Here is a 24,989-nt window from a genome sequence, read left to right as displayed (position 1 = left end):
ACATCAGAAAAATAAAAAATGATAAGCGGTACAAATGCAATCGGAAGTAAATCTTCTAAGCAAGGAAATAAAACTTTTAAGACTTTTAATCCTAAAGAAAATAAAGAAACAGAATGGACTTTTTACGAAGCATCTTCAAATGAAATTGATGAAGCAGTAGCCTTAGCTACTGATGCTTTTAAAGTTTATAAAGATTTTTCAGGAGCTAAAAAGGCTGGATTTCTGGAAGCGATTGCTGATGAAATTGAAGCTATTGGTGATGAACTTATTGAGACCTATTGCAAAGAATCTGGTTTGCCAGAAGGTAGAGCAAGAGGTGAACGTGGTCGTACGATGGGCCAATTACGAGCTTTTGCTAATTTATTGAAAGAGGGTTCTTGGGTAGAAGCGGTAATTGAAAAAGCCCAGCCTAATAGAGAGCCAATGCCTAAGTCAGATATCCGAAAGATGTTATTTCCGTTAGGTCCTATAGTAGTATTTGGCGCAAGCAACTTTCCTTTAGCATTTTCAACAGCAGGCGGTGATACGGCAAGTGCACTGGCAGCAGGTTGCCCAGTAATAGTTAAGAGTCACCCAATGCATGCAGCGACAGGTGAACTGGTTTCATCGGCAATTATAAAAGCGGTAGAAAAAACAGGAATGCCTAATGGGGTATTTTCAAATTTGAATAGTAGCGGTATAGAAGTGGGTCAGCAGTTGGTGAAGCATCCAAAAGTAAAAGCTGTTGGGTTTACAGGTAGTATAAATGGTGGTACTGCGCTTTATAAATTAGCTAACGAAAGAGATGAGCCTATACCTGTATTTGCAGAGATGGGCAGTATTAATCCTGTAGTATTACTTCCTTCTGCCTTAGAGAATGATGGTGATGCTTGGGCAACTAAATATGCTGCTTCAATAACTATGGGTGCAGGGCAATTTTGTACCAATCCGGGGTTGGTATTAGGATTGAAGGGAGCTAAATTAGATAGTTTCATCAATACCTTATCCGAAGAAATTCTCAAATTAGAACCAACATGTATGCTCCACCCGAATATATATGCAAAATACCAAGAGGGTAAAAAAGAGCTATCTGCCCAAAAAGGAATAACTATTACGGCAGATTATAAAAAAGCTACAAATCCGAATACAGCACAACCTTCTATTTTAAAAGTTAGCGGTGCCGACTTCTTGGCGAATACAAGATTGCACAAAGAGGTTTTTGGTCCTTTTTCTGTAGTAGTTGAATGTGAAAACACATCAGAATTAGAAGCTATACTAAATCATTTAGAGGGTCAGTTAACAGGTACGGTTTTAGGTTCTGAAGATGACTTGGCTTCAAATGCGGCTATAGTAGATGCATTGAAAGGTAGAGTAGGGCGTATATTGTTCAATGGCGTACCAACGGGTGTAGAAGTAAATTCTTCTATGGTTCACGGTGGTCCTTTTCCTGCCTCTACAGATGCTCGTTTTACTTCTGTTGGTACCTCGGCTATAAAAAGATGGGTACGTCCCGTTTCTTTTCAAGATTGGCCTAATAAATTGTTGCCAGCGGCATTGCAAAACGATAATCCGCTGAAAATTACAAGACTTGTTGAAGGCGAATACATTAAAAATTGAAACAAATAACAAACTATTAATATGGCCAGCAGCACATTTGTTTGTATCGATGCGCATACTTGTGGTAATCCTGTTAGGGTACTAAAACAAGGTGGTCCTGATTTGGTCGGCGCAACCATGAGTGAAAAACGCCAGCATTTTTTAAAGGAATATGACTGGATCCGTAAAGGACTCATGTTCGAGCCTCGTGGTCATGATATGATGAGTGGTAGTATTTTTTATGCACCGAGCAACCCTAATAATGATTTTGGAATATTATTTATTGAAACCAGCGGATGCTTACCCATGTGCGGTCATGGTACCATTGGTGCTATTACCATTGGTATTGAAGAAGGTTTGATTATACCTAAAACACCGGGGAAAGTTCGTATGGAAACTCCGGCAGGTTTAGTACTTATATCTTATAAACAAACGGGCAATAAAGTAGATTGGGTAAAATTGACCAATGTAAAGTCGTACTTGGCTGCGACAGACTTGACGGTAACATCTTCATTTTTGGGGGAGATTGTATTTGATGTATCCTATGGTGGTAATTTTTATGCTATTGTAGATCCCCAAAAGAATTTTAGCGGAATTCAAGATTACTCTGCCAGTCAATTAATTCAATTTAGTCAAGAACTACGAGAGAGAATCAATCTGAAATATCCCAATTTATTTATCCATCCAGAAGATGCTACAATTAGAAATGTGAGTCATATGTTATGGACAGGCAAAACTATTTCTGATACTGCTACCGCAAGAAATGCCGTGTTTTATGGAGATAAAGCCATTGACCGTTCGCCGTGTGGTACAGGTACTTCTGCACGAATGGCACAATGGTTTGCAAAAGGTAAGTTAAATGCTGGTGAAGACTTTATTCATGAAAGCTATATAGGATCTCAATTTGTGGGTAGGGTAGAAGAAGAAACCGTTTTAGTTGACAGACCTGCGATAATACCGAGTATTAAAGGTTGGGCAAAAGTATATGGTCAAAACACCATTACTATAGATGACGATGATCCGTATGCATACGGGTTTCAAGTAATTTAAATTCTATTAATTATAAATGAAGAATGTACTAATAATTGGCGGTGGTATTGTAGGTTTAAGCATTGCATATTTCTTAAATAAGAAAGATTTTGCCGTTACCGTTATTGATAAAGGTGATATTACCTCTGGTGCATCTTTTGTAAATGCAGGTTATATAACACCAAGTCATATAATTCCGTTAGCATCGCCTGGTATGATAGCGAAAGGCATAAAAATGATGTTTAATTCTGCTAGTCCGTTTTATATGAAACCTAGGTTAGACGCAGATTTTTTAAAATGGTCATGGTATTTTCATAAATCATCAACACCAGCTAAGGTAGAAAAGGCTATTCCTTTAATTAAGGACATTAACCTCATTAGTAGAGAACTATTTACCGATATTAAAAATTCGGGCGATTTAGGTGATTTTCAACTAGAACGAAAAGGTTTATTGATGTTGTATAAGACCGAAGCGAGTTACTTACATGAAAAACAGGTTGCTGAAAGAGTAGCTTTTGAAGGATTAGAGGTATCAGATTTAAACAAGGAAGAATTACAGCAATTAGAACCTAATGTGAATATTGATGCAGAAGGTGCTATCCATTATGAATGTGATGGGCATACAACTCCGACAGAAATAATGCCCAAGTTGGTGGCTTATTTAAAGCAGCAAGGTGTTACCATTAGAACAAATGAAGAAGTTTTGGACATTAAGAGTTCTGGTAATAGTATTAGAGAGGTAGTTACAGATAAGGGTTCTTATAAACCAGAAGAAGTTGTTTTGGCTGCGGGCTCATGGAGTGGAGAGTTGGCGAAGAAATTACAGTTGAAGTTACCACTACAAGGTGGTAAAGGGTATAGAATTAATATGGAACGTGAAACAGGTATTACGATTCCGGCTATATTAATGGAATCTAAAATAGCGGTTACCCCCATGAATGGATTTACAAGATTCGCTGGTACGATGGAGTTTTCTGGTAATAATGATATCATAAGAAAAGAAAGGGTATTGGCGATTGCAAATGGTGCTCAAGCTTTTTACCCTGATATAAAAATTAATGACACTGAAATAAAAAATGTAAAAACCGGATTGCGACCAGTTTCACCAGATGGGTTGCCTTACATCGGTAAATCGTCTAACATAATAAACTTGACTATTGCCACTGGTCATGCAATGATGGGTTGGAGTTTAGGGCCTGCCACAGGTAAGCTAGTTTCAGAGTTATTGACGGATAATAAGACCTCTATGAGCATAGCAGCATTTAGTCCTAATCGCATATTTTAAAGATTGTTAAAAAATACTCATCGTCATAGAATTACCATTCACCGACAGTAAACTGTTATTAACCTATAGTGTCCATTTTATAAGTGATAAATTTTTGATCTTTGTCGTATCAATATAAATGAGCAATGGACATATTACTAATAGAAGACGATTTAATAGAAGTTATGAAGTTGAAACGTACAGTTTCTAAACTTAACTTAAAGCATTCAATTATAGAAGCAAAAAATGGTGAAGATGCTTTAACCTATTTAAGGTCTGGTGAAAAATTACCAGATATTATTCTTTTAGATTTGAATATGCCAAGAATGAACGGTATTGAATTTCTAGCTATTTTAAAAGCAGATGAATTACTTCAATATTTACCTACAGTTATTTTAACAACCTCAGAAAATAGAGCAGATTTGTTGAAATGTTACCAAGCTGGTATAGCAGGTTATGTAATTAAGCCACTAAAATATGAAGATTACGAGTACAAACTAAACGCTGTTTTAGAGTACTGGAATGTTAATCAACTAGTGAAAGGCTAACAAAAAAGCTCATTTCACAACATTTTTTCCTATTTACGTATTAATTTTCCTACGTTTGAGTGTATTTAATAAAATCAAATGAAAGGAATTATATTTACCGAGTTTTTAGAAATGGTCGAATCTGAGTTCGGTTTAGAGACTGTTGATAATATTATTGAGAAATCAAGTTTACCATCAGAGGGTATTTATACCTCTGTAGCTACTTATGAATTTAATGAAATGGTAGCGCTGATTACCCAGCTGAGTAAAGAGGTAGATTTACCGGCCGGAGATTTAATTTACGCATTTGGACTATACTTATTCTCAAGTTTAAAAAATGCGCATCCAGAAGTTATACAAAGTTACAGAAACCCTATAGGGTTGCTATATTCTATAGAGGATCACATTCATGTGCATGTAAAAAAACTTTATCCTGAAGCAGAACTTCCTACATTTAAGATACTAGAAAAGACCGATAATTCTATTTCTATGATATATTCTTCATCTAGAGGTTTATATAGATTAGCACATGGTCTTATTGAAAAGGCTTTTGAACATTTTAACGGTAAAGCCGATATTACCTATGAACTTCTTAAAGAAGATGGTACTGAAGTAAAATTTGATGTAGTACAGCATGGATAACAAAGAAGTTCTTCTCTTAAAAAAAGCCCTTGAGCGACAGAAAAAAGCTCGTAAACAGGCAGAGAGTATCTTAGAAGAAAAATCTAAGGAGCTCTATGATGTTACCAGTCATTTAAGAGAGTCTAACAGTAAACTCGAAAATTTATTAAGCGAAAAAACATCTGAATTAGATGGTATTTTTATAAATATTATCGATCCTTACGTGGTAATGGATATGCATTTCAATGTTATTAATATGAATAGATCAGCCAAAGAATTTTTGCAGTTTGATCATAATGATAAGCTAGTAAACCTTTCGCAATTTGTACATCCAGATTTTTTAGAATATACCCAAGAATCGATGCGGTCGATGATCGAGGTAGGAAGCTTAAAAAATTATCGTGCAAAAATTATTCTTGACGACGGTTCTGAAAAATGGATTCAGATAAACGCAAGTCTGGTGTACGATAAAAATCAAAGACCTATTGCTGCTCAGGGTATTATAAGAGATATTACCCAAGAAACTGAAGTAAAAAGACTTGTTGCAGAACAAAAGGCACAATTAGATATTATAGTTGAAAATTCTCCCTTAGGTATTGTTTTAGCAGTTGACGGAGTAATTCTGAAGACCAATAATACTTTTGTAGATATGCTTGGTTATCAAGAAGGCGGACTCAAAAATATATCTTTTAAATCAATTTCAGAACCAGAAAATAAAGAAGAAGCACTTAATCAACTTGATGAGATGTGTGCTGGTAAAATTGAAAAGTTTACGGAAATATGGAAGTTCACCAGAAAAGATGGTTCTACCATAATGGCCAAGACTAGAATTTCAGCGATACATGATGATCATAGAAAAAAAGATTATCAGGTGGCTATTATAGAAGATATTTCGCACCAATTAGAGGCAGATAGAAAACTAGAGGCATCTCAAAATAGATTGACTGCACTTATTTCTAATTTACAGTCTGGTGTTCTTTTAGAAGATGAGGAAGGTAAAATTGCATTAACCAATCAAAAATTCTGTGACTTATTTCATATTAAAGAATCCCCTAAGAAAATAATTGGCGTTGATTGTGCAGAATCAGAAGAAGAATATAAAAAGTATTTTAAGAACCCAAAATACTTTGTTAGTAGGATAGAAGAAATTTTAGCTAAAAAAGAAACTGTTTTGGCAGATGAACTTGAAATGATTGACGGTAGAATTTTAGCAAGAGATTTTATACCTATAGACAATGATGGTGAATACAAGGGGCACTTATGGGCTTATCAAGATATTACCATCTCTAAAAATTACAGAAAGAATTTAGAAACCCAACGAGAAAAGTATAGTAGCATTATTGCTAATATGAACTTGGGCTTGGTTGAGGTCGATAATGACGATGTTATACAAATGGCCAACCAAAGCTTTTGTGACATTTGTGGTTTTACCAAAGAAGAACTTATTGGTCAAATTGCTTCTCAAATAATAAAATTCAAAAACGGTAGTCTCAATGAAAAGAAAAATGAAAATAGATTAGGTGGGGTTTCAGATTCTTACGAGGTTGAAGTATTAGATAAGAATAATGATATTAGGCATTGGCTTATTAGTGGTGCACCTAGGTACAATGATACTGGTGACGTAATTGGTTCTATTGGTATACACTTAGATATTACTGATCAAAAATTATTAGAACTTCAAAAAGAAAAATTACTTAAAGATTTAGAGAATAGTAACCAAGGCTTACAAGAGTATGCCCATATTGTTTCTCATGACCTTAAGTCTCCGTTAAGAAGTATTAGTGCTTTGGCAACTTGGTTAAGTGATGATTATAAAGATGTTTTGGATGAAGGTGGTAAGCAGAATCTAGAGCTTATGCAAGAGAAAGTAGCATCTATGGATAAATTAATTCATGGTATTCTAGAATATTCTACCGCAAATAGTTCTGATTTAGATGATTCTAAAGTAGACCTAAATGAGGTAATAAACGATATCGGCGAGACTATCTATATTCCTGAGCACGTAAAATTGGTCATTCCTAAGACTCTGCCAATTATCATGGCAGATAGAATTAAGGTTCATCAGGTATTTCAGAATATAATCGGTAATGCGGTTGTACATATAGAAAGAGAAGTAGGGCTGGTTGAAGTACTCTATAAAGACGATGGTGAATTTTGGCAATTTACCATTAGCGATAATGGGGTAGGTATACCAGAAGAGTACCATAAAAAGATTTTTGACATATTTCAATCTATCGGTAATAATGAAAGGTCAACAGGTATCGGACTTTCAATAGTAAAGAAAATTATTGATCGTTACCAAGGTAAAGTTTGGATCGATAGTGTAGTTGGGGAAGGAACCCAATTTCATTTTACAATAAAGAAAAACCATAACTAAAGATTCATAAAATGAAAATAGTTCAAGGAATAAAAAAACCAAATAAATCTTTTGTACTTAAAGATGCTACTCAACTTAAAGAACCTTTAGTTCTTGTTTTTGGTAACCGATATATGTTAGAAAATGATCAAATATATGCTGAGGTAAGCGAATTATTTCCCGATGGTCATATTGTTTTTGGTACAACTTCGGGTGAAATTATAGATGATACTGTTTTAGACGGATGCGTTGTTTTAACTGCTATTGAATTTGAGAAGAGTTCAATTTTGGTAAAAAGAAGCAATGTTGCAGATTTTAAAAATGATGATAAAAAGCTAGGAGAGGGATTAATAGCTGAGTTCCCTAAAGAAAATTTGAAGCATTTATTTGTAATATCTGAAGGTAGTACCGTTAATGGAAGTGCACTTATAGAAGGTTTAGAACATCTGAAAAATACGAGTTTTGGACTTTCTGGCGGATTATGTGGAGATGATGATCGTTTTGAAAGAACATTGGCATCTTATAACGAAAATCCGAAAGAAGGTGAAATAATAGCCATAGGTTTTTATGGTGATACCTTAGAAATTACAAGCTCTAATTATGGTGGTTGGACCACTTTTGGACCTGAACGTATTATTACAAAATCTGACGGTAATCTACTTTTTGAGTTAGACGGTAAACCGGCATTAGATCTTTACAAAACCTACCTAGGTGAAAAAGCAGATGAATTGCCAAAGTCGGCATTGCTTTATCCATTAAGTGTAAAAGTAACAGATGATGCAGAACCTTTGGTTAGAACTATTCTTAATATTGATGAAATAGAAAATACAATGACATTAGCTGGTGACGTTCCAGAAGGTGCTAGGGTGCAATTAATGATGTCGTCGGTAGATGATATTGCAAACGGAGCATTTCATGCAGCAGAACTCGCTATGAGCGGTAGAGAGAAATCTCCAGAGCTGGCGTTACTGATTAGTTGTATTGGTAGAAAGTTGGTAATGGATCAACGTACAGAAGAAGAAATAGAAGAAGTTAAAGCAGTAATAGGTGATAATACGGTAATAAGCGGATTTTACTCCTACGGCGAAATGGCTCCTTTTAGCGGTCAAGATAGTTGTAAATTACACAACCAGACCATGACTTTAACCTTATTTAGTGAATAATGCATTCCCTGTTAAAAAGACAAATCCGAAAATATTTACCTGAAGATCTAAAGGCGCACCGAGAAATGGAAAGTTTTTTAGAAGCTGTAGAAAAATCTTATGAGAATTTTGATGATAAATTTTCTATGCTTCATAGAGCTTCGGCTATTAGTTCTGACGAACTTTTTGAAGCCAATAAAAGTCTACAGAAAGAGGCATCGCAACAAAAGAGTATTCTTGTTTCTCTAGAAAACGCTATTCGTAGTTTAAGAGAGAATTTGAATGATGAAAAAGATACTAAGATTCAAGACGAGTTTAATACAGAACAACTTGCAACTTACATAAGTAATTTGGCATCTCAGGTTTCTGCGATGTCAACAGAAAAAGATAAACTTCTAAGTAGTTTAGAAAACCAGAATGAATCTTTAAATAATTATGCGCAAATGGTATCGCATGATTTAAAATCGCCTATACGAAACATCAATGCGTTGATGAGCTGGATAATGGAAGATGAAAAAGATAAATTTTCTGATACTAGTAAAGAGAATTGTTCTTTAATATCTGAAAATCTTACAAAGATGGACAAGCTTATTAGTGGTATACTAAAACACGCCACTATGGGTGAGACTGAAGAGCATAAAGTAACTTTTAGTTTAGAAGATAGTCTAAGAGATATAGAAAAAACCATATACGTACCTGAAAACATAACCTTTAAGTATGATAAAGAATTGCCAGAAATGTTTTTTGAAAGATCACGTTTAGAGCAATTGTTCATGAATTTATTTACCAATGCTATAACGGCAACTGAACATGTTGAAAGAGGAGTTATAAAAATTGGTTACGAGTTAGATGACACTTATTGGAAATTTAGTGTTTCAGATAATGGAAAAGGAATACCTGAAAAGCATCAAAAAGGAATTTTTGAAATGTTTAAAAAGTTGGAGACAGCTAATAATGCTACTGGCATCGGACTTGCAATTGTTAAGAAAATTGCGGTACTTTATGAAGGCGATGTTCAATTAGAATCAAAAGAAGACGTTGGTACTACGTTTTATATCACATTAAAAAAGAATTCATGATAGAACAACCCAACCTTAATTACGTAGATGAGCTTGCCGGTGACGATATTGCTTTTAGAAATCAGTTTCTTGATATTATTAAAAACGAGTTTCCATTAGAAAAGGAAGAATATTTTGGTCATGTAAAAAATACAAGAGTAAAAGAAACAGCCGAAATTGTTCATAAACTAAAACATAAGTTCAATATCTTAGGATTAGAAAATTCTTATAAGTTAGCAGTAGCTTATGAAATGGAATTATTGGATGGAAAGCACGATAGTCAATCTAAATTCGTTGAAGTATTAGAAACTATTGAAGAATACATTAAAACAATTTAAATGAACTGTATTATAATCGATGATGAAGCCACGGCAAGACTAGTTGTAAGGCAACTATGTTCAAAAATACCAGAGCTCGATGTTATTGAAGAATTTGATAATGCCATTTCGGCAATCAAATTTTTAAATCAACAAAATATTGATGTTATCTTTTTAGATATACATATGCCTGGTTTTAGTGGTGTGGATTTTATACAAACGCTTAAAGATCCACCTAAGGTAGTTATGACTACTTCTGACACAGATTTCGCAATAGCCGCTTATGAATATGAATGCATTGTTGATTATTTGGTAAAACCGATTACGCTAGAACGTTTTGAAAAAAGTATTGAAAAAATTAAGAATAGTTCTTCTAAAAAGCCACAAGCAAAGGTAACATCCAATACAGATTCGTCGGGAGGCGAAGATTTATATATCAACATTGATAGAAGGTTGATAAAATTAAAGCTTGACGAAATTTTGGTTATCGAAGCCAAAGGCGATTATATTGATGTTAAAACAGAAAAAGAAGACCATAGGGTACATACTACCTTGAAAAAGATAAAGGAAAAATTACCTGAAAAGTTGTTTTTGCAAATACACAGATCTTATATTATCAACTTTACCAAAATTATTGATATAGAAGATAATAGTGTGCTTATTGCTAAAAATGTGGTACCCATTAGTAGATCTAATCGTCCAGAATTAATGAGACGTTTAAATTTACTTTAAGCTTTTTCTAAAGTAATAATCACCAATTTTCGTGGTAAATCTTTTTAAATATTTCTGCTAATTGAACTTTGTTTACTGGCTTTACTACATACCCGGTAAGCTCTTCAAAATTAGATGCTCTTTTTACATCGCTATCGCGCATAGATGAGCTAACCATGTAAATATTAATGTTATTAATGATTTTAGGCTTTAGTTTTTTGAATTCGTTTAGAAAGCCCCAACCATCTAAAAATGGCATATTAATATCTAAAAATATAACTTCAGGTAATTCAACCTGCTCTTCAGTACATTTTGCAATATATTCAACAGCTTGTTCCCCATCGGTAAAGGTTGAAACTACTAATTCTTTCGATATTTGATGAATTGTCTTTTCCATTAAATACAAATACAGTTCGTCATCATCGACTAGCAATATGTTCGGTTTTGTGTTCATTTTTCGAATATTAATTTAAATGTAGTTCCTTGACCTACTTTACTATCTATTGTTATTGTTGCATTAAGTGCTTCTAATTGAGATTTCACCAAAAAAAGTCCCATTCCTTTACCAGAGATATTTCTATGAAAGCGTTTGTATAATTTAAAGACATTATCGCCATGTCTTTCTAAATTTAACCCTATGCCATTATCTCGAACATACAACACCTTTTGTTTATTTTCTATTGCAGATTCAAATTGAATATGCGAATCGACATTGTCGCGTTTATATTTAATTGCATTGGATATAAAATTATGAACGATACTTTGTAAATAGAATTTTGAATATGAAATATGATCCCAAGCTTCTAAATTCAGAAGTACCTCAAATCCGCTATTATCTAAAAGTGTTTCTGTAAATTTATTTTTTACTTCGAGTATCAATTCTTGTAAATCGATATCAATAATTATTATTTCTTTAGTATCAAGTATAGATAAGTAGTCATTTATGTCTTCTGTAAGGTTGGTTATGCTTTTAGCTACCTTATCTAGTTTAGGCAGTAATTGATGTAATACTTCAGGATTTTTTTCTTTCTGTATCATCTCAACAATTACCGACATACTTGTAACTGGTGAACGTAGGTTATGAGAAATTAAATAGTTGAAATCACTTAATTGCTTATTTCTTATTTCTAAGCTATTATTCATTTCATTGACCATTACATTATTCTCTTCTAATAGGTCTTTACTTCTGTTAAGCAATATATTCTTACTTTCTAATTCTTTATAGAATAGCTCTTTTTGCACTTTCTTTTTTTGAAAAATATAGCATAGCGTTAATAGACTAATAATTGAAATAATATTAAAGGTTAATAGGCTTTTAAAGACAGGTTGTAATTCGGATTTTACTATTGTTCGAGGTATTTCCAAGGCCAGAAGCCAATTAGATGGGGTTACTATTTCTGTTGGTAAATTAGATATAGAACCAAACGTAAATGTTGCTCCATTTAAATTAATAGATTGCTGCGACCATATATGACCATTTTCAACAAAAGTGCTGTCTCGAATATGGGTTATTGCTTCGGTATTTAAAATACCGTCTATACTATTTTCATTTCCAGATTCATAGGGCAAATCTTCTGTTATAGTACTTGAACTTATAACTCTGTAATCCTCATCTAACAAATAAACATTTTTGTCTTCAACTGTGGATTTCATTTGGTCCAAAACATTTTTCATTTTAAAATTAATGACCACTAAACCTATTTGATTTTGCTCATTATCAAAAATAGGAGCCACAGTTCTAATAACTGGTTTATAAGGTTTTTCAATTACGCCATTTTCTCTATTTAAGCTTATTTGAGAAAGATATATTTGATTTCTTTTTAATTGTAATCCTGCCTTTACATAAGGATGGTGATTTTTATTTTGTAAAGCGCTAATTACAATAGAATCGTTTCCAACCCGTTCGGCTCTAAAAATTTCTTTTCCTTCTAAATCTATAAAGCGAAATTGATCATAAATAGTAATATACTCAATAAGTTCTAGGTAAGACCTTAAGAATGAGGAATGCTCTTCTAAAGGATCAAAATTCTTTGGGTATTTTAAACTAGCCCAATAATTGGTATTACGTAAAAAAGAATGGCATTTTTCTTCAAAGGAAACTTTCTTCATCGTGTTTGCACGAATCTGACGCTCCGTAATATTTTCAATTTGTTTTGCCTTTTGGGAGTAATATAAAAAAAGGGTAAGCACAAAAAGTGGTACATAAAGGCCAATAAACATTTTAAAAACTTTCTTCCACATATAAGCTTAGTTAATAGCTCATTTTCTATAGTTTTCTAGTGTGGGGTACTTTAAGTTCTTACGCTAAAATAAGTAATTTTCTTACATTATTTCTAATTTTTCATCACTATTTAGCACGTTTACATAAATTTTATTTAAGTAGAATATATTTTTTGTAGGAATTTTTAGATTTTGTAGTCCAATTTATTCAATTAAGTAGATAACATTTCTTAAACAGAATGAAAATAAAAAAATCGAATGCTCAATTATTACTAATCTAGATTCAGTTTTTTATAAAAAAGTGGCTTCTTTAAAAATAACCATTTTGCTTTTAATCCGATTTCGGTAAACTCAAATCCGGCTGCTGTGGCAGAGGCAATATTACTATACTTGCCATATAAATTTAAGCTAAATCGTTTTGAGAATTGACGTTGTACAGAAGTTTCAGCTCTAAAAATAGCCGTTTTAGCATCATCCTCTACTTGTTGAATACCTGTGGCTGCACTAGCCATATAAGTTGTTTTTTCTGAGATGTTACCACGTATATCTGCAAATAATTCGACTGCTTTGTATACTTCTGGACTAAAGTATATGGTTGGTACTTGGTCTTTAAAAGTAATATACTGGAAGTTAACACCCATTTTTAAAGCAGGTTTACGCAGCACATTATAATATAAAGAAGTAAATAATAAATTTCTTACGTTATCATCGCTCTGTTGGGTGTGCATTAGTTGCGTATACCAACCAAAATTTACATTGGTGCCAAGGTTGTAATTAAGTCCGTAATGGTTTTGTACAATTTCACGTTCTATTAATTCAGCATTAAAACTCTGAACTTCTCGTTGATACCCAAGTGTTAAGTTTTGTAATTTAAAAGGTTGCATGTCTAATTTAATATCTAAAACCGGTTGTGTATATGCATCATCTAAAAACCTAGAGTTGTTTAAACCTAGTACCGTCTTTAGCACCGTTTTCGGAAATAATTTGTATTGTAAGCCGGCCAATAAAACATGAGAGGTTGCTTTATTATCGGTGACACTATTTTCTGTCGTTCTAAAAAAGTAAGAAACCGTAGTTCTAAATTTTGTGCTAAAAGGGACATCAACGGTAGTATTGGTAAAAAATGCCACATTATTACCATTATCAAAAGTATAAGCAGCATGCTCTTCAATTGTAGGTGTATGCATTAAGTTCAACTTATCAATAAATCCTTTGGCATCTTTTTGATTCTTATAGAATTTTAATGTTTGGTTGGCCATATTGTAAGCCGGTATAATCTTGTCAGAAGCAAATAAGGCATTTGCCTTACCTAAATTACCATCAAATGAGGCACTGTCATTAACCAAAATTCTATCATAGCTTTCAACACTAGATTTAGCATCACCGGTATATAGACCTAATGTAGCTTTTAAGGCTAATATCCAATTCTTATTCGGGTAATGAACTTCTAAACTATCAATCTTATTCTTTGCAGAAATGAACTTTCTGTTCCATATTAAGGCTTGTACATAACGATCGTAAGTACTTTCGGTAAGTTTTACATTATCAATTTTATCAACCTTTAGGGTTGCTCCTTTAGAGATAATAAGTGCTTTTTTATCATTTTCATCGATATGTTCTGCTAATGCAATACCGTTTAATGCAGTAATAGAATCTTTTGGGGTAGTTGCATATCTAAAATAAATATCCTTTGCCTTGTCTGCCTGTTTGATAATGAGATATAAGTTCGCCAAGTTTATAAGAACATCTTTGTCTTCGGGAAAATCTTCAAAAATTTTCTTTAAGGTTTGTTCTCCTTTCCCGTATTGCTGATTGTTTACAAATTCGTTTGCATAACCTAAACGCATAAATTTTCTAGAAATCTTAGCACTTGCATTGTCTGGTTCTAACTCAATTGCTTTTTCTACCCAACTTAAAGCCAGTTTATATTCTTTTAAATTACTTAAGGTATTAGCATACCCTAATACTGCACCAAATTTTGTTGGAAACTTATCTACTAAGTCAGCATATAAAGGTTTTGCTTGTTCGTACTCTTTTGCCCATAGAAACGATTCGTTGTAATTAATTAAAATTTCAAAATCACCAGGGTAATCTTCTAAAAGATCAGAGAACAAACCAGTTGATTTTTGTGGTTCGCCACTTAACCCAACCGCTCGCCCATAACAGAGTAGTGCCGTTTTATTATTGGGGTCTGTTTTAAGATATTCACCAAAAAAAAGTTCTGCTTCTTGAAAATCACCTTTCTCCAATAAACCAAAGCCTTTGGTCATATCAGATTGAGCTTTTAAGAAGGATGAGGTTAACAGAATAAGGAATACTACTTTACGAATCATTTAAAGTGAGATTAATACTACAAATACCTAACGGTAATTATTGCGATTTATTTGTCTTTTTCAATATTGTAAAGATAAAATTGACTTCACCGTTACGGAAGTACGATAATTGCCATTCGTCGACACTAATTGGTTATCGACCTAAAGCCCTTAAAATATCAGGGTAGCCTTCATGATATTTGATGTAGAACCAAGTCAATGTTGAGACTTAAAAAAAACATGATTATGATAGCAATTAGACTAATACTACACAAAATTTCTCCAGAAAAATTATTTATGGGAAGCGTACTGGTAGTAAATGGGGGTAATTATCTTTATAATCTTATACTGGGTAGATTGCTTGGTCCCGCAGCATATAGTGAGGCTGCCTTACTAATAACATTACTACTCGTGCTCTCTTTTTTAGGAATGACCTTTCAATTGGCGACAGCCAAATTTGCCATATTGTTCAACAATGATGATTGGGTTGCTTTAAAACAATTGTTATATAAGTATGCTGTAGGATTTGGTACGCTAATAGGTATTTTACTATTTGCTTTTGCCGGTAGCTTACAAGAGCTATTTCATACAGAATCTTCTCTGCTATTTAAAACCTTTGCCGTATCGGTGCCTTTGTATTTTTTTATGTCGGTTAATAGAGGAAGGTATCAAGGCGAGCAAGATTATCAGAAACTATCATTGACGTACCAATCAGAAATGTGGAGTAGGTTATTGATAACATTGGGGTTACTATGGTTGGTGCCTTTTAAACCTGCCTTTTTAGTAGCATTGGGTATTGGATTGTCTTTCGTATTCGGATTAATTCCTACAGATTTTAATCTAAAGAGCATCATTCAAAAAGTTATCTTATCCAAAGAAAATAAAAGAAAAGTAATCAGTTTTATAGCACTGACCGCCTGTTATGAACTAACCCAAATTATCATAAATAACAGTGATATTCTTTTAGTAAAACACTATTTCGATACCGTAAATGCCGGGCTCTATTCTTCTTTGGCCATGATTGGGCGTGTCGTTTATTTTGTCGCTTGGATGTTTGTAATGTTGCTATTACCTACTGTTGTTCAAAAACAAAAAGATGGCGAGCCAACTGCACCTATATTAATAAAGTATTTAAGTTATGTGGGGGTATTGGCAATCGTTATTATTTTCTGCTGTGCGGTTTTTCCTGAATTAATAATTCAATTAATGTTTGGCGAAGCTTATATTTCAATGGCACCGCTATTATGGCAATATGCCTTGGCGACTTCTTTATTCGCTATCTCAAATATATTTGCCTACTACTTTTTGTCACTAGATAAATATCTACCTGTAATACTGTCTGGTGTGTTGGGTATATCGCAAATTGTCATGATCATGTTCTTTCATAGTACATTATATATGGTGGTACAAGTTCAAATAATAGCCATGGTTGCTTTGCTAGTGGCGCAACTACTTTATTTTTCTCATAATAACATACTGAATAAGACCTCTTAATATTTTAATGTTAGGTGAGTCTAGCCCGAGGAAATCCCCATCTTCGGGCTTTTTCAATTATTATAGTTTAAGATTATTTAAGAAGTATCAATTGTATTACCGATAAATCAATTTAAAAGAATGGCTTAACCAATTAGAACTTCCATTGGTCTACAGTAAGCTTTCATCCACCTAAAATCACCTCAAAATGCTTCATCATAGTTAGATATTTGTAGAAGAAATAACCCAATAGTATTTTAAACCTTAACCTATGAGACTTGCAATTGTAACCGCATACCCCCCAAGTAAAGTAACATTGACCGAATACGGTTATCACCTAGTAAAGCATTTTAGACTTCAAAAAGAAGTAACAGAAATTGTTTTAATTACAGACAAGACTGAAGGTGCTAAGGATCTTGATTTTAATGAAGAAGGGTGTAAGATTACCGTTAAAGAATGTTGGAGTTTTAATGATTATAAAAACATATTCAAGATTAATCGTGTTATTAAAGAAACAAAACCCGATGCCGTTCTTTTCAATCTACAATTTTTAAAATTCGGAGATAAAAAAATACCTGCTGCACTGGGTTTAATGTTACCATTAGTGTGCAAGTTAAAAGGAATACCTACTATATCATTATTGCATAATATTTTAGAGCAGGTAGATTTGGAGAATGTGGGTATCACATCTAATAAGCTCTTACAGAAGGTTTATAATGGTCTCGGCAATGTATTAACAAGATTTGTTTTGGCTTCAGATGTTGTTGCTGTAACCATTAGTAAATACCAAATCATATTAGAAGGAAAATATCAATCTAGAAATGTAGCTTTAATTCCGCATGGTTCTTTTGAAACGCCTCCAGAACCTAATTATAACTTACCTGCAGGTCCAAAAAAAGTATTGGCTTTTGGAAAATTCGGAACCTACAAAAAAGTTGGAATTTTAATTGAGGCAATCGAGTTAATTAGGCAACGTACCAATGAAGATATCGAAATAGTTGTTGCTGGTACAGATAGTCCAAACACACCTGGGTACTTAGCAAGTGTGAAAAATAAATTTACTCATGTAAAGCAATTAGTTTTTACAGGTTATGTTGCAGAAGAAGATGTCCCTGTATTATTTGGTGAAAGCGCGGTTGTTGTTTTTCCTTATACATCTACCACGGGTAGTTCGGGTGTACTTCACCAAGCAGGTAGTTATGGAAAAGCGGTTGCATTACCAGATTTAGGAGACCTTAGTGTATTGGTAAAGGAGGAAGGTTATAAAGGAGAGTTCTTTGAACCTGAAAGTGCAGCCTCATTAGCAGACGCCATAGAAAATATTTTGGTACATGATTCCTATAGAACATACTTGGCAAAAGCAAATTATAGAGCTGCATGTTCAATACCTATGTCAGATATTACACAAGTATATATAGAGTACTTTAAATTTTTAGAATTGGCTAAATCTAAAGGTTTCACGTTAGACGTGCCGATATTAGAAAAAGAATTAATGGTTTAAATTTTTTGGTTAGGTTTTGTGAAAAAGGGGGTAGTATGGTTAGCTACTCCCTTTTTATTTTTGTTTTTAAGACCCTGTATTTAAGCAATTAAGAACGCTTTTAATTATAATTTTTTTGAAACTCCTATAAAGGCACATTTCAACGATAATGCTTTTTATTAGTAATGTCCAAAGGTTTTACCTAATTCATATTAATATTAAAATTGTAGTTTTTAACTATAAAACTACAATTTTAATGAATTTTCACGTTATATGTAAGTTAAATCTTACTTACGTAAAACCATGAAAATACTAACCATAGATGATCAACAGCTTATTTTATTATCTGTTGAGAAAAGACTTACCGAATTAGGTTATGATGTAAAAACAGCTGATTCTGGTAAAAAAGGAATAGAAGTTTATAATTCATTTGAACCAGATTTGGTTCTTGTAGATATAAATATGCCAGATATGTCTGGTCTAGATGTTGTTAAACACATTAAAGAAGGCAAACGTAGTACTACGCCGGTATTAGTAATGTCGGGTAATACAGATGAAACCATTATTACCGATGGCTTTACGTTAGGCATCGACGATTATATGAAAAAGCCCGTGAGTTTGTCTGAAATGGCGGCTCGTATTAAAAGGTTGATCGGCGCGCCAGTTATAGAACTGAACCCTCAAGAGTCTAGTAGCGCAAGAATGCTTCAAAAAAACTGTGTTGGTGTTGTTATACCTTGTTATAATGAAGAAGAACGCCTTTTAGGTAAAGAGTTCAGAGACTTTGCACACAGTAATCTTGGCTACCATCTTTGTTTTGTAAACGACGGTAGTACCGATAAAACTTTAGAAGTTTTAGAAGAATTAAAGAAAGGTAACGAAAGTAATATCAGTATATACGATTGCGAGAAAAATGGTGGTAAGGCCGAAGCGGTTCGCTTAGGTATGCTACACTTGGCAAAAGATCCTCAATTAGATTATATCGGATTTTTAGATGCCGATCTGTCTACCGATTTTAGAGATTTTGACGATTTAGTCGAAACCTTAGACAACTCTGAATTTAAGATTGTTAGTGGCTCGAGAATGAGTAGAATGGGTGCGGATATTACTAAAGAATCTGCGCGAAAGGTTATTAGTATGACTATAAACCTGATTATTAGAACCATTTTAAGAATGCCATTTAATGATACCCAATGTGGTGCAAAAGTGATGGATCGCTCAGTAGTTCCTTTACTTTTTAGTAAACCTTTTATTACCAAATGGTTGTTCGATGTTGAAATGTTTATTCGAATGAGAAAGTATTATGGTAAAACGGAAGCGAAAAAACTTATTTGTGAGCAGCCGTTAAAAAGATGGATACATGCCGATGGTTCTAAACTATCCATGAAAGATTCTGTAAAGATTGTTGGTCAGTTGGCAAAAATCGCTTTTGTCTACAGATAAAATAAGTACTATCAATCCCCCCAAAAACCCTATCAAATTCATGACAGCAATTAAATTAGCTTTAAAGCGTATCTCCCCAAAACATTTGTTTATGGGCAGTGCTTTGCTGGTAAATGGCGGTAACTATTTATACAATTTACTTTTAGGTAGATTGCTAGGTCCTGAGGCTTTTGCTGATGCCGCGCTTTTAGTGACATTACTTTTAGTGTTGTCATTTGTTGGTATGACTTTTCAATTGGCAACTACAAAATTTGCTGTGTTATTTACAGATTATACGTGGATTACTTTTAAGAATACCATGTATAGATATGCATTGGTATTCGGTGTATTTACTGGAATTCTTGTACTCATTTTTTCTAAAAATTTACAAGCCCTCTTTAATACGCAAAACCATTACATGTTCATGATATTCGCTGTGGCCATACCCTTATACTTTGTTATGAGTGTTAACAGGGGTAGGTTTCAAGGTAAGCATGACTTTGGTAAATTGGCTGGGACCTACCAAACAGAAATGTGGAGTAGGTTATTGATCACTTTTGCGTTATTGTTATTGGTACCCTTTGAACCGGGAATGTTAATTGCAGTAGGTATTGCACTTTCTTTTGTATTCGGACTTTTTCCGTCAGATTTTAAAGGTGTTCAAGTTTTTTCAAAGGATAAATTAGCTGCGGTAGATTTAAAACAAGTCTGGATTTTTATTGGTCTTACGGCTGGTTATGAACTTACGCAGATTATTATAAACAATAGTGATATTCTACTGGTCAAGCATTATTTTGATGATAAACAGGCTGGCTTGTATTCATCATTGGCATTGATAGGTAGGGTAGTGTACTTTGTTGCTTGGATGTTCGTAATGTTATTAATGCCAACAGTCATTCAAAAACAAAAAGATGGCGAGCCAACGGCTCCGGTACTTTTTAAGTATGTATTCTTTATTGGTGGCTTATCCACCTTTATAGTTTTTGTATGCTTTCTGTTTCCGAATTTGATTATTACGTTAATGTTCGGTGATGCATATTTATCTATTGCGCATTTACTTTGGAAGTATGCTTTGGCAACATCACTATTCGCAGTGTCTAATATTTTTGCATATTACTTTCTGTCATTAAATCAATATTCACCTGTAATTCTATCAGGTCTTTTGGGCTTTTCTCAAGTGGCACTGATCATGCTTTATCATGATAATCTTGAAACTGTAGTTCAAATGCAAATCATTGCCATGGTCATACTATTGGTAGCACAATTATTATTTTTCATCATCAAGAATAAAAAGGATTCAATAGCCTTAAAAAAACAAAATAATTTGGCATAGCACACTATGCCAACACAAAATAACCCTGTATATTAAAATTACCTCAAATGAAATTAGCAATCGTAACCGCCTATCCGCCTAGTAAAGTAACTTTAACAGAGTACGGTTATTACTTGGTAAAACACTTTAGACTTCAAGAAGAAGTGACCGAATTAATTCTAATCACCGACCGAACCGATGAACCTAAAGATTTAAACTTTGAAGAGAATGGCTGTAAGATAACGGTGAAGGAATGTTGGAGTTTTAATAGTTACAGCAATATCTTTAGTATTAGCAAGACTATTTCTCAAACAAAGCCAGATGCCGTATTGTTCAATCTTCAGTTTTTGAAATTTGGAGATAAGAAAATACCGGCAGCACTAGGGCTAATGCTTCCATTTATTTGCAAGTCTAAGGGGATACCAACGATATCACTTTTGCATAATATTTTGGAACAAGTTGATTTAGAAAATGCAGGTTTTACTAAAAACAAGCTGTTACAAAGTATCTATAATTTTATAGGTACGACGTTGACAAAGTTTGTATTAGCGTCAGATATACTTGCCGTTACTATCAGTAAATATGTTACTACGCTAGAAGATAAATACAAGGTTAAGAATGTAGCTTTAATTCCGCATGGAGCTTTTGAAACTCCGCCAGAGCCAGATTTTAAACTTCCGGCTGGTCCAAAACAGGTAATGGCATTCGGTAAGTTCGGTACGTACAAAAAAGTAGAAATACTTATTGAAGCCGTAGAAGAAATTAGAGCAAGAACCAATGAAGATATAGAAATAGTTATTGCAGGTACAGATAGCCCAAATACACCTGGTTATTTAGAAGAAATGAAACAAAAATATAGCCACGTACCTCAAATTAGGTATACGGGTTATGTTGCAGAGGAAGATGTGGCGAAAATATTCGGCGATAGTGCTGTAACTGTTTTTCCATACACTTCTACAACGGGTAGTTCTGGTGTATTACACCAAGCAGGTAGTTATGGTAACGCTGTTGCCCTGCCAGATTTAGGTGACTTAAGTGTTTTGGTTAAGGAAGAAGGGTATGTAGGCGAGTTCTTTGATGCACACAATACGTCATCTCTTGCAAATGCAATAGAGAAAATTATTACCGATGATGCTTATAGAGTTCAATTGGCGAAACAAAATTATAAAGCGGCATGCTCATTACCAATGTCTGCTATTACCCAAATGTATATAGATTACTTTAAGGCAATCCAGAAATCGAAAGAAAGCGGTTTCAATATTGATATATCAACTGTGGAGAAGAAATTGGTTCATTAAGAATCGATATGGTTAGTATTTGAGGGCTGGTGTGGTTACCAGCCTTTTTTTATGCCTATTTTTTTCGAAACCTATTATTGAAGTATCTAGAGTAAAAAATGGTTATTTATTTTTTATAGCCAGTTCAAAATATGATGGTTTTTTATTTCCTAAAGAATCTATACAACCAAAGAAATGTTGTTTTTTAGTTTTCCAGGGTAAGCTACCTGCAACTGAACTTGGTACTTTTTCAAAGTCATAAAGTGTCCAAAATAAATAGGGAATGTTCTCCTTTTCTAAATAGCCTTGCATTTCTTTATAATATGCTGCTTGTTTTTCGTCAGAGCCTGAGAATAAGCTCCACATACCATCATATGAAGAGTCGCCATATTCCTGTAAAACAATAGGTTTATTGGGTGTTAAGTACCGCAGAATCTTATATGATTCTATAAAATATTGAGGTTTTTTATAATAATGAAAAGAAATAAAATCTACTTCTTTTGATAAGTTCAATGCCGCTTCTGGTGTAGACCAACCAATGGTTATTGGATTTTTTTTATCCCATTTTCTAATTTCCAATATCATTTGATTCAACCATTGAATGACAGTGTTCTCTCCACGAGAATCAAAATCTAAGTCGGGTTCATTTTTTATATCCCATCCCAAAAGGGCAGGGTGGTCTTTAACAGAATTTACAATGGCTTCTGCATGTCTGTGAGTGAGTGTCCAATTAGAAATATCATAATTCCCATAGAAATCAAATAAAGTGATTAGAACATCTAATTCATGGTCTTGTGCCTTATCTAAGAGTGTATTTAAAAGTGCAAGTTTTTTGGCATCAACCCTGTTTTTACCAAAATCTTCATATTGTAGAAATACACGAATCGTATTTAAACCCATATCTTGAATGATCTGAAAATCTTGATCGATAATACTGTCATTGAATCTTTTACCAAAAGTATCCCAAGGGGAATCTTTAGGGTAGTAATTAATCCCTTTCTGGTTCTTTATTTTTTCAAGTTTTGGCGCTATGTTTCGTTCTACAACTTCAGAAGTATCTACAGGTGTCGGTATTTCTTTTAAGTGTCTAATACGCCAAAATCCGTCTTCTAAAAGCATCATGACTTGGTAGCTAGTGGTATCTTTTTCTTTAAGAATAAGTGTTTCACCTTCGTACGTTTCTTGATACTCTTCAACATTATAATCTTTAAAAACAACCATGGTACCATCTGCCGTATAAAAATCTAAAGCAGATTTATGGTTTAAGGTTGTTCGCTTGTACCAGTGATTATTCTTTTTGTTGAGGTCAATGTTATCGTAAAGTCTTGCTCTTGCGCTATCAGTGTAAAAATCTTCAATACCGTAACGGTCATTTTTCTTAAATGCGATATTACGAACGTGCCATGCGTTCATATAGTCGTTGGTGATTTCGCCCAAAGCTTGCTCTTCCATTGGGCGCCCTGGGTTATCTAAGTTTGACCATTCTAGATTTGGTTTATACACATCATCCATCGGTACTTCTAAATGCAGCATAGAAGTTTTATCTGCACCGGTGTTCATAAATGCCCATGCAGCCCCTATTCCGTATAGAATAAGTCCGTTTATAGCCAAAAAGGTGACTAACAATACGGTTCTGTATAATGTTTTATTTAACTGTATCGCCATATATACTTTTTGTAAATTCTTTTGTGATACCTGCAGCCGTTATTTTAAAAACATAATCACCGTCTGGTAAAAAATACTCGCCTAAGAAGATATTACAAACTCCACTTTTAGTAGTTGTTATTTTAGATTCTATAAAATTACCTTCAGTATCATAAATCTCTAGTTGTAATAGGAGCCCGTCGGGAATAAGCTGTTTCATGAAGCTCTCGAACGGACCAATATCTATATTTCTGTTTCCTTTTGAGAAATGAACGGGATAGTCTTTTATGGCAGCTTTAAACTCAAATTCTGTAGTATTACTCTCTGCGGCACCAGTTACAAATGCTTGTATTTCCCACGAAGAGGCTTTATCTGGATGTAATGTTTTCGCCTCTGCAATACCGTTTATAGTGGTACCTATAGTATACAGATAAGAATCGTTTTCATTTTTAATAACAAAGGTTACCAAGGTGCCATTGGTGACCATATTCCCAAATTCATCTTTTATAATATCAGATGTAAATGTTACAATTTGGTTACCATCTGCAAAGTTATGCGCACTAGAACTACTGATGTTAAAGTTAACTGCATTCGAAGGATAAACAATTGTTGCCAGTTCTTTTGAAGTTGTACCGTAACATTCTGATGTTACTAATATTCTCCCTGATTTTAAGGTAGATGCTACATTGTACCAAGCTATAAAGTTTTTTGTAGTTATTTTTAGCTCTTCTATGTTCTCTAAAAATTGATATTTAACCGTTACCTCGGTGCCATTATCTAAAGGGTTGTCATAGGCATCGGTAGGTGATATGGTCAGCATAGAGAAATCATTTTTGCCTGCGGTAACACTACGCGGCCCAAAGTATGATTCTACATAGGTGGCTTTAGGTGCATTCGTTGCAATTTCATGCGTCCCATTGCGTAAGGTTTTACTATGTAATAACAACCTCCACCGAAACGGACCCGCAATTCTTGTAAAGTTTTTAGGGATGTTAAAAGTGATGTTTTCAGCTGTTGAAATCTCAGGTTTCAGTAAAACATTACCGTACGCATTTTTTACATGTAGTTTATAATTGGCAGTTGGCACATCTGTATTAAATGCGAGGGTAATAGCCTCGCCCGCTACACTTGTATTTGTTGTTGTAATTAAAGCAGTATTTGGGGTGTTCGTTTCCTTTGGTAGTTCTTTCTTTTTGCTAGAACAACCAAGTAGTACAAGACTTAAAACCATTAAAATTTTAATGCGCAT

20 protein-coding genes are annotated in these 24,989 nt (G+C 33.8%); 15 read left to right on the top strand and 5 right to left on the bottom strand.

What is annotated here, in order from left to right:
• The first annotated feature begins 18 nt into the window (after nucleotides 1-18).
• The 10 genes from Q0871_RS06610 (at nucleotide 19) to Q0871_RS06565 (ending at nucleotide 10,621) form a co-directional block, all read left to right on the top strand.
• The gene (locus Q0871_RS06610) at nucleotides 19-1,596 is read left to right on the top strand and encodes an aldehyde dehydrogenase (NADP(+)) (RefSeq protein WP_299319971.1); all 1,578 of its coding nucleotides are present in this window, start codon (nucleotides 19-21) and stop codon (nucleotides 1,594-1,596) included.
• 21 nt (nucleotides 1,597-1,617) lie between these two features.
• Nucleotides 1,618-2,625 (top strand): 4-hydroxyproline epimerase, encoded by a 1,008-nt coding sequence (locus Q0871_RS06605; RefSeq protein ID WP_299319968.1) that lies wholly within the window; start codon nucleotides 1,618-1,620, stop codon nucleotides 2,623-2,625.
• A 16-nt stretch (nucleotides 2,626-2,641) separates the two neighbouring features.
• Nucleotides 2,642-3,889: an FAD-binding oxidoreductase gene (locus Q0871_RS06600; protein WP_299319966.1), complete on the top strand. Its 1,248-nt coding sequence runs from the start codon at nucleotides 2,642-2,644 to the stop codon at nucleotides 3,887-3,889.
• A gap of 125 nt (nucleotides 3,890-4,014) precedes the next feature.
• Complete coding sequence (locus Q0871_RS06595) at nucleotides 4,015-4,416, top strand: response regulator (RefSeq protein WP_299319964.1); 402 nt, start codon at nucleotides 4,015-4,017, stop codon at nucleotides 4,414-4,416.
• Nucleotides 4,417-4,494: 78 nt separating this feature from the next.
• Complete coding sequence (locus Q0871_RS06590; protein WP_299319961.1) at nucleotides 4,495-5,037, top strand: heme NO-binding domain-containing protein; 543 nt, start codon at nucleotides 4,495-4,497, stop codon at nucleotides 5,035-5,037.
• Nucleotides 5,030-7,393, top strand: coding sequence for a PAS domain-containing sensor histidine kinase (locus Q0871_RS06585; RefSeq protein WP_299319958.1), 2,364 nt, complete (start codon nucleotides 5,030-5,032; stop codon nucleotides 7,391-7,393). Before Q0871_RS06590 ends, Q0871_RS06585 begins: the two co-directional genes overlap by 8 nt.
• 11 nt (nucleotides 7,394-7,404) lie before the next feature.
• Complete coding sequence (locus Q0871_RS06580; protein WP_299319954.1) at nucleotides 7,405-8,535, top strand: FIST signal transduction protein; 1,131 nt, start codon at nucleotides 7,405-7,407, stop codon at nucleotides 8,533-8,535.
• A 65-nt stretch (nucleotides 8,536-8,600) separates the two neighbouring features.
• On the top strand, nucleotides 8,601-9,593 hold the full coding sequence (locus tag Q0871_RS06575) for an ATP-binding protein (protein ID WP_299319950.1): 993 nt from the start codon (nucleotides 8,601-8,603) through the stop codon (nucleotides 9,591-9,593).
• Nucleotides 9,590-9,910 carry an Hpt domain-containing protein gene (locus tag Q0871_RS06570; RefSeq protein ID WP_299319948.1) on the top strand — a complete coding sequence of 107 codons (321 nt, stop codon included), beginning with the start codon at nucleotides 9,590-9,592 and terminating at the stop codon, nucleotides 9,908-9,910. The genes Q0871_RS06575 and Q0871_RS06570 overlap by 4 nt, the downstream gene beginning before the upstream one ends.
• Complete coding sequence (locus tag Q0871_RS06565; protein ID WP_299319944.1) at nucleotides 9,911-10,621, top strand: LytTR family DNA-binding domain-containing protein; 711 nt, start codon at nucleotides 9,911-9,913, stop codon at nucleotides 10,619-10,621.
• A 19-nt stretch (nucleotides 10,622-10,640) separates the two neighbouring features.
• On the opposite strand, the gene Q0871_RS06560 is transcribed toward Q0871_RS06565, so the two are convergent.
• From Q0871_RS06560 to Q0871_RS06550, 3 genes are all read right to left on the bottom strand, one after another.
• The gene (locus Q0871_RS06560; RefSeq protein ID WP_299319940.1) at nucleotides 10,641-11,054 is read right to left on the bottom strand and encodes a response regulator; all 414 of its coding nucleotides are present in this window, start codon (nucleotides 11,052-11,054) and stop codon (nucleotides 10,641-10,643) included.
• Complete coding sequence (locus Q0871_RS06555) at nucleotides 11,051-12,841, bottom strand: sensor histidine kinase (RefSeq protein WP_299319937.1); 1,791 nt, start codon at nucleotides 12,839-12,841, stop codon at nucleotides 11,051-11,053. Before Q0871_RS06555 ends, Q0871_RS06560 begins: the two co-directional genes overlap by 4 nt.
• Nucleotides 12,842-13,092: 251 nt before the next feature.
• The gene (locus Q0871_RS06550; protein WP_299319932.1) at nucleotides 13,093-15,153 is read right to left on the bottom strand and encodes a tetratricopeptide repeat protein; all 2,061 of its coding nucleotides are present in this window, start codon (nucleotides 15,151-15,153) and stop codon (nucleotides 13,093-13,095) included.
• 225 nt (nucleotides 15,154-15,378) lie between these two features.
• Between Q0871_RS06550 and Q0871_RS06545 the strand changes: the two genes are divergently transcribed.
• The 5 genes from Q0871_RS06545 (at nucleotide 15,379) to Q0871_RS06525 (ending at nucleotide 22,117) form a co-directional block, all read left to right on the top strand.
• On the top strand, nucleotides 15,379-16,626 hold the full coding sequence (locus tag Q0871_RS06545) for an oligosaccharide flippase family protein (protein WP_299319929.1): 1,248 nt from the start codon (nucleotides 15,379-15,381) through the stop codon (nucleotides 16,624-16,626).
• Nucleotides 16,627-16,876: 250 nt separating this feature from the next.
• On the top strand, nucleotides 16,877-18,106 hold the full coding sequence (locus Q0871_RS06540; RefSeq protein WP_299319926.1) for a glycosyltransferase: 1,230 nt from the start codon (nucleotides 16,877-16,879) through the stop codon (nucleotides 18,104-18,106).
• Nucleotides 18,107-18,388: 282 nt separating this feature from the next.
• The gene (locus Q0871_RS06535; RefSeq protein WP_299319923.1) at nucleotides 18,389-19,528 is read left to right on the top strand and encodes a response regulator; all 1,140 of its coding nucleotides are present in this window, start codon (nucleotides 18,389-18,391) and stop codon (nucleotides 19,526-19,528) included.
• 40 nt (nucleotides 19,529-19,568) lie between these two features.
• Nucleotides 19,569-20,840: a sugar isomerase gene (locus Q0871_RS06530; protein WP_299319920.1), complete on the top strand. Its 1,272-nt coding sequence runs from the start codon at nucleotides 19,569-19,571 to the stop codon at nucleotides 20,838-20,840.
• Between the two features lie 47 nt (nucleotides 20,841-20,887).
• Nucleotides 20,888-22,117, top strand: coding sequence for a glycosyltransferase (locus tag Q0871_RS06525; RefSeq protein ID WP_299319917.1), 1,230 nt, complete (start codon nucleotides 20,888-20,890; stop codon nucleotides 22,115-22,117).
• A gap of 102 nt (nucleotides 22,118-22,219) precedes the next feature.
• Here Q0871_RS06525 and Q0871_RS06520 read toward each other — a convergent pair whose 3' ends face one another.
• Nucleotides 22,220-23,761, bottom strand: a complete 1,542-nt coding sequence (locus Q0871_RS06520; protein WP_299319913.1) for a glycoside hydrolase family 2 TIM barrel-domain containing protein — start codon at nucleotides 23,759-23,761, stop codon at nucleotides 22,220-22,222.
• Nucleotides 23,742-24,989, bottom strand: a complete 1,248-nt coding sequence (locus tag Q0871_RS06515; protein ID WP_299319910.1) for a hypothetical protein — start codon at nucleotides 24,987-24,989, stop codon at nucleotides 23,742-23,744. Before Q0871_RS06515 ends, Q0871_RS06520 begins: the two co-directional genes overlap by 20 nt.

It is taken from the genome of uncultured Maribacter sp. (genome assembly GCF_947500985.1).
Taxonomy (GTDB): domain Bacteria; phylum Bacteroidota; class Bacteroidia; order Flavobacteriales; family Flavobacteriaceae; genus Maribacter.
Note: the sequence above shows the minus strand (reverse complement) of the source record. Positions and strands in the feature narration are given on the sequence as shown.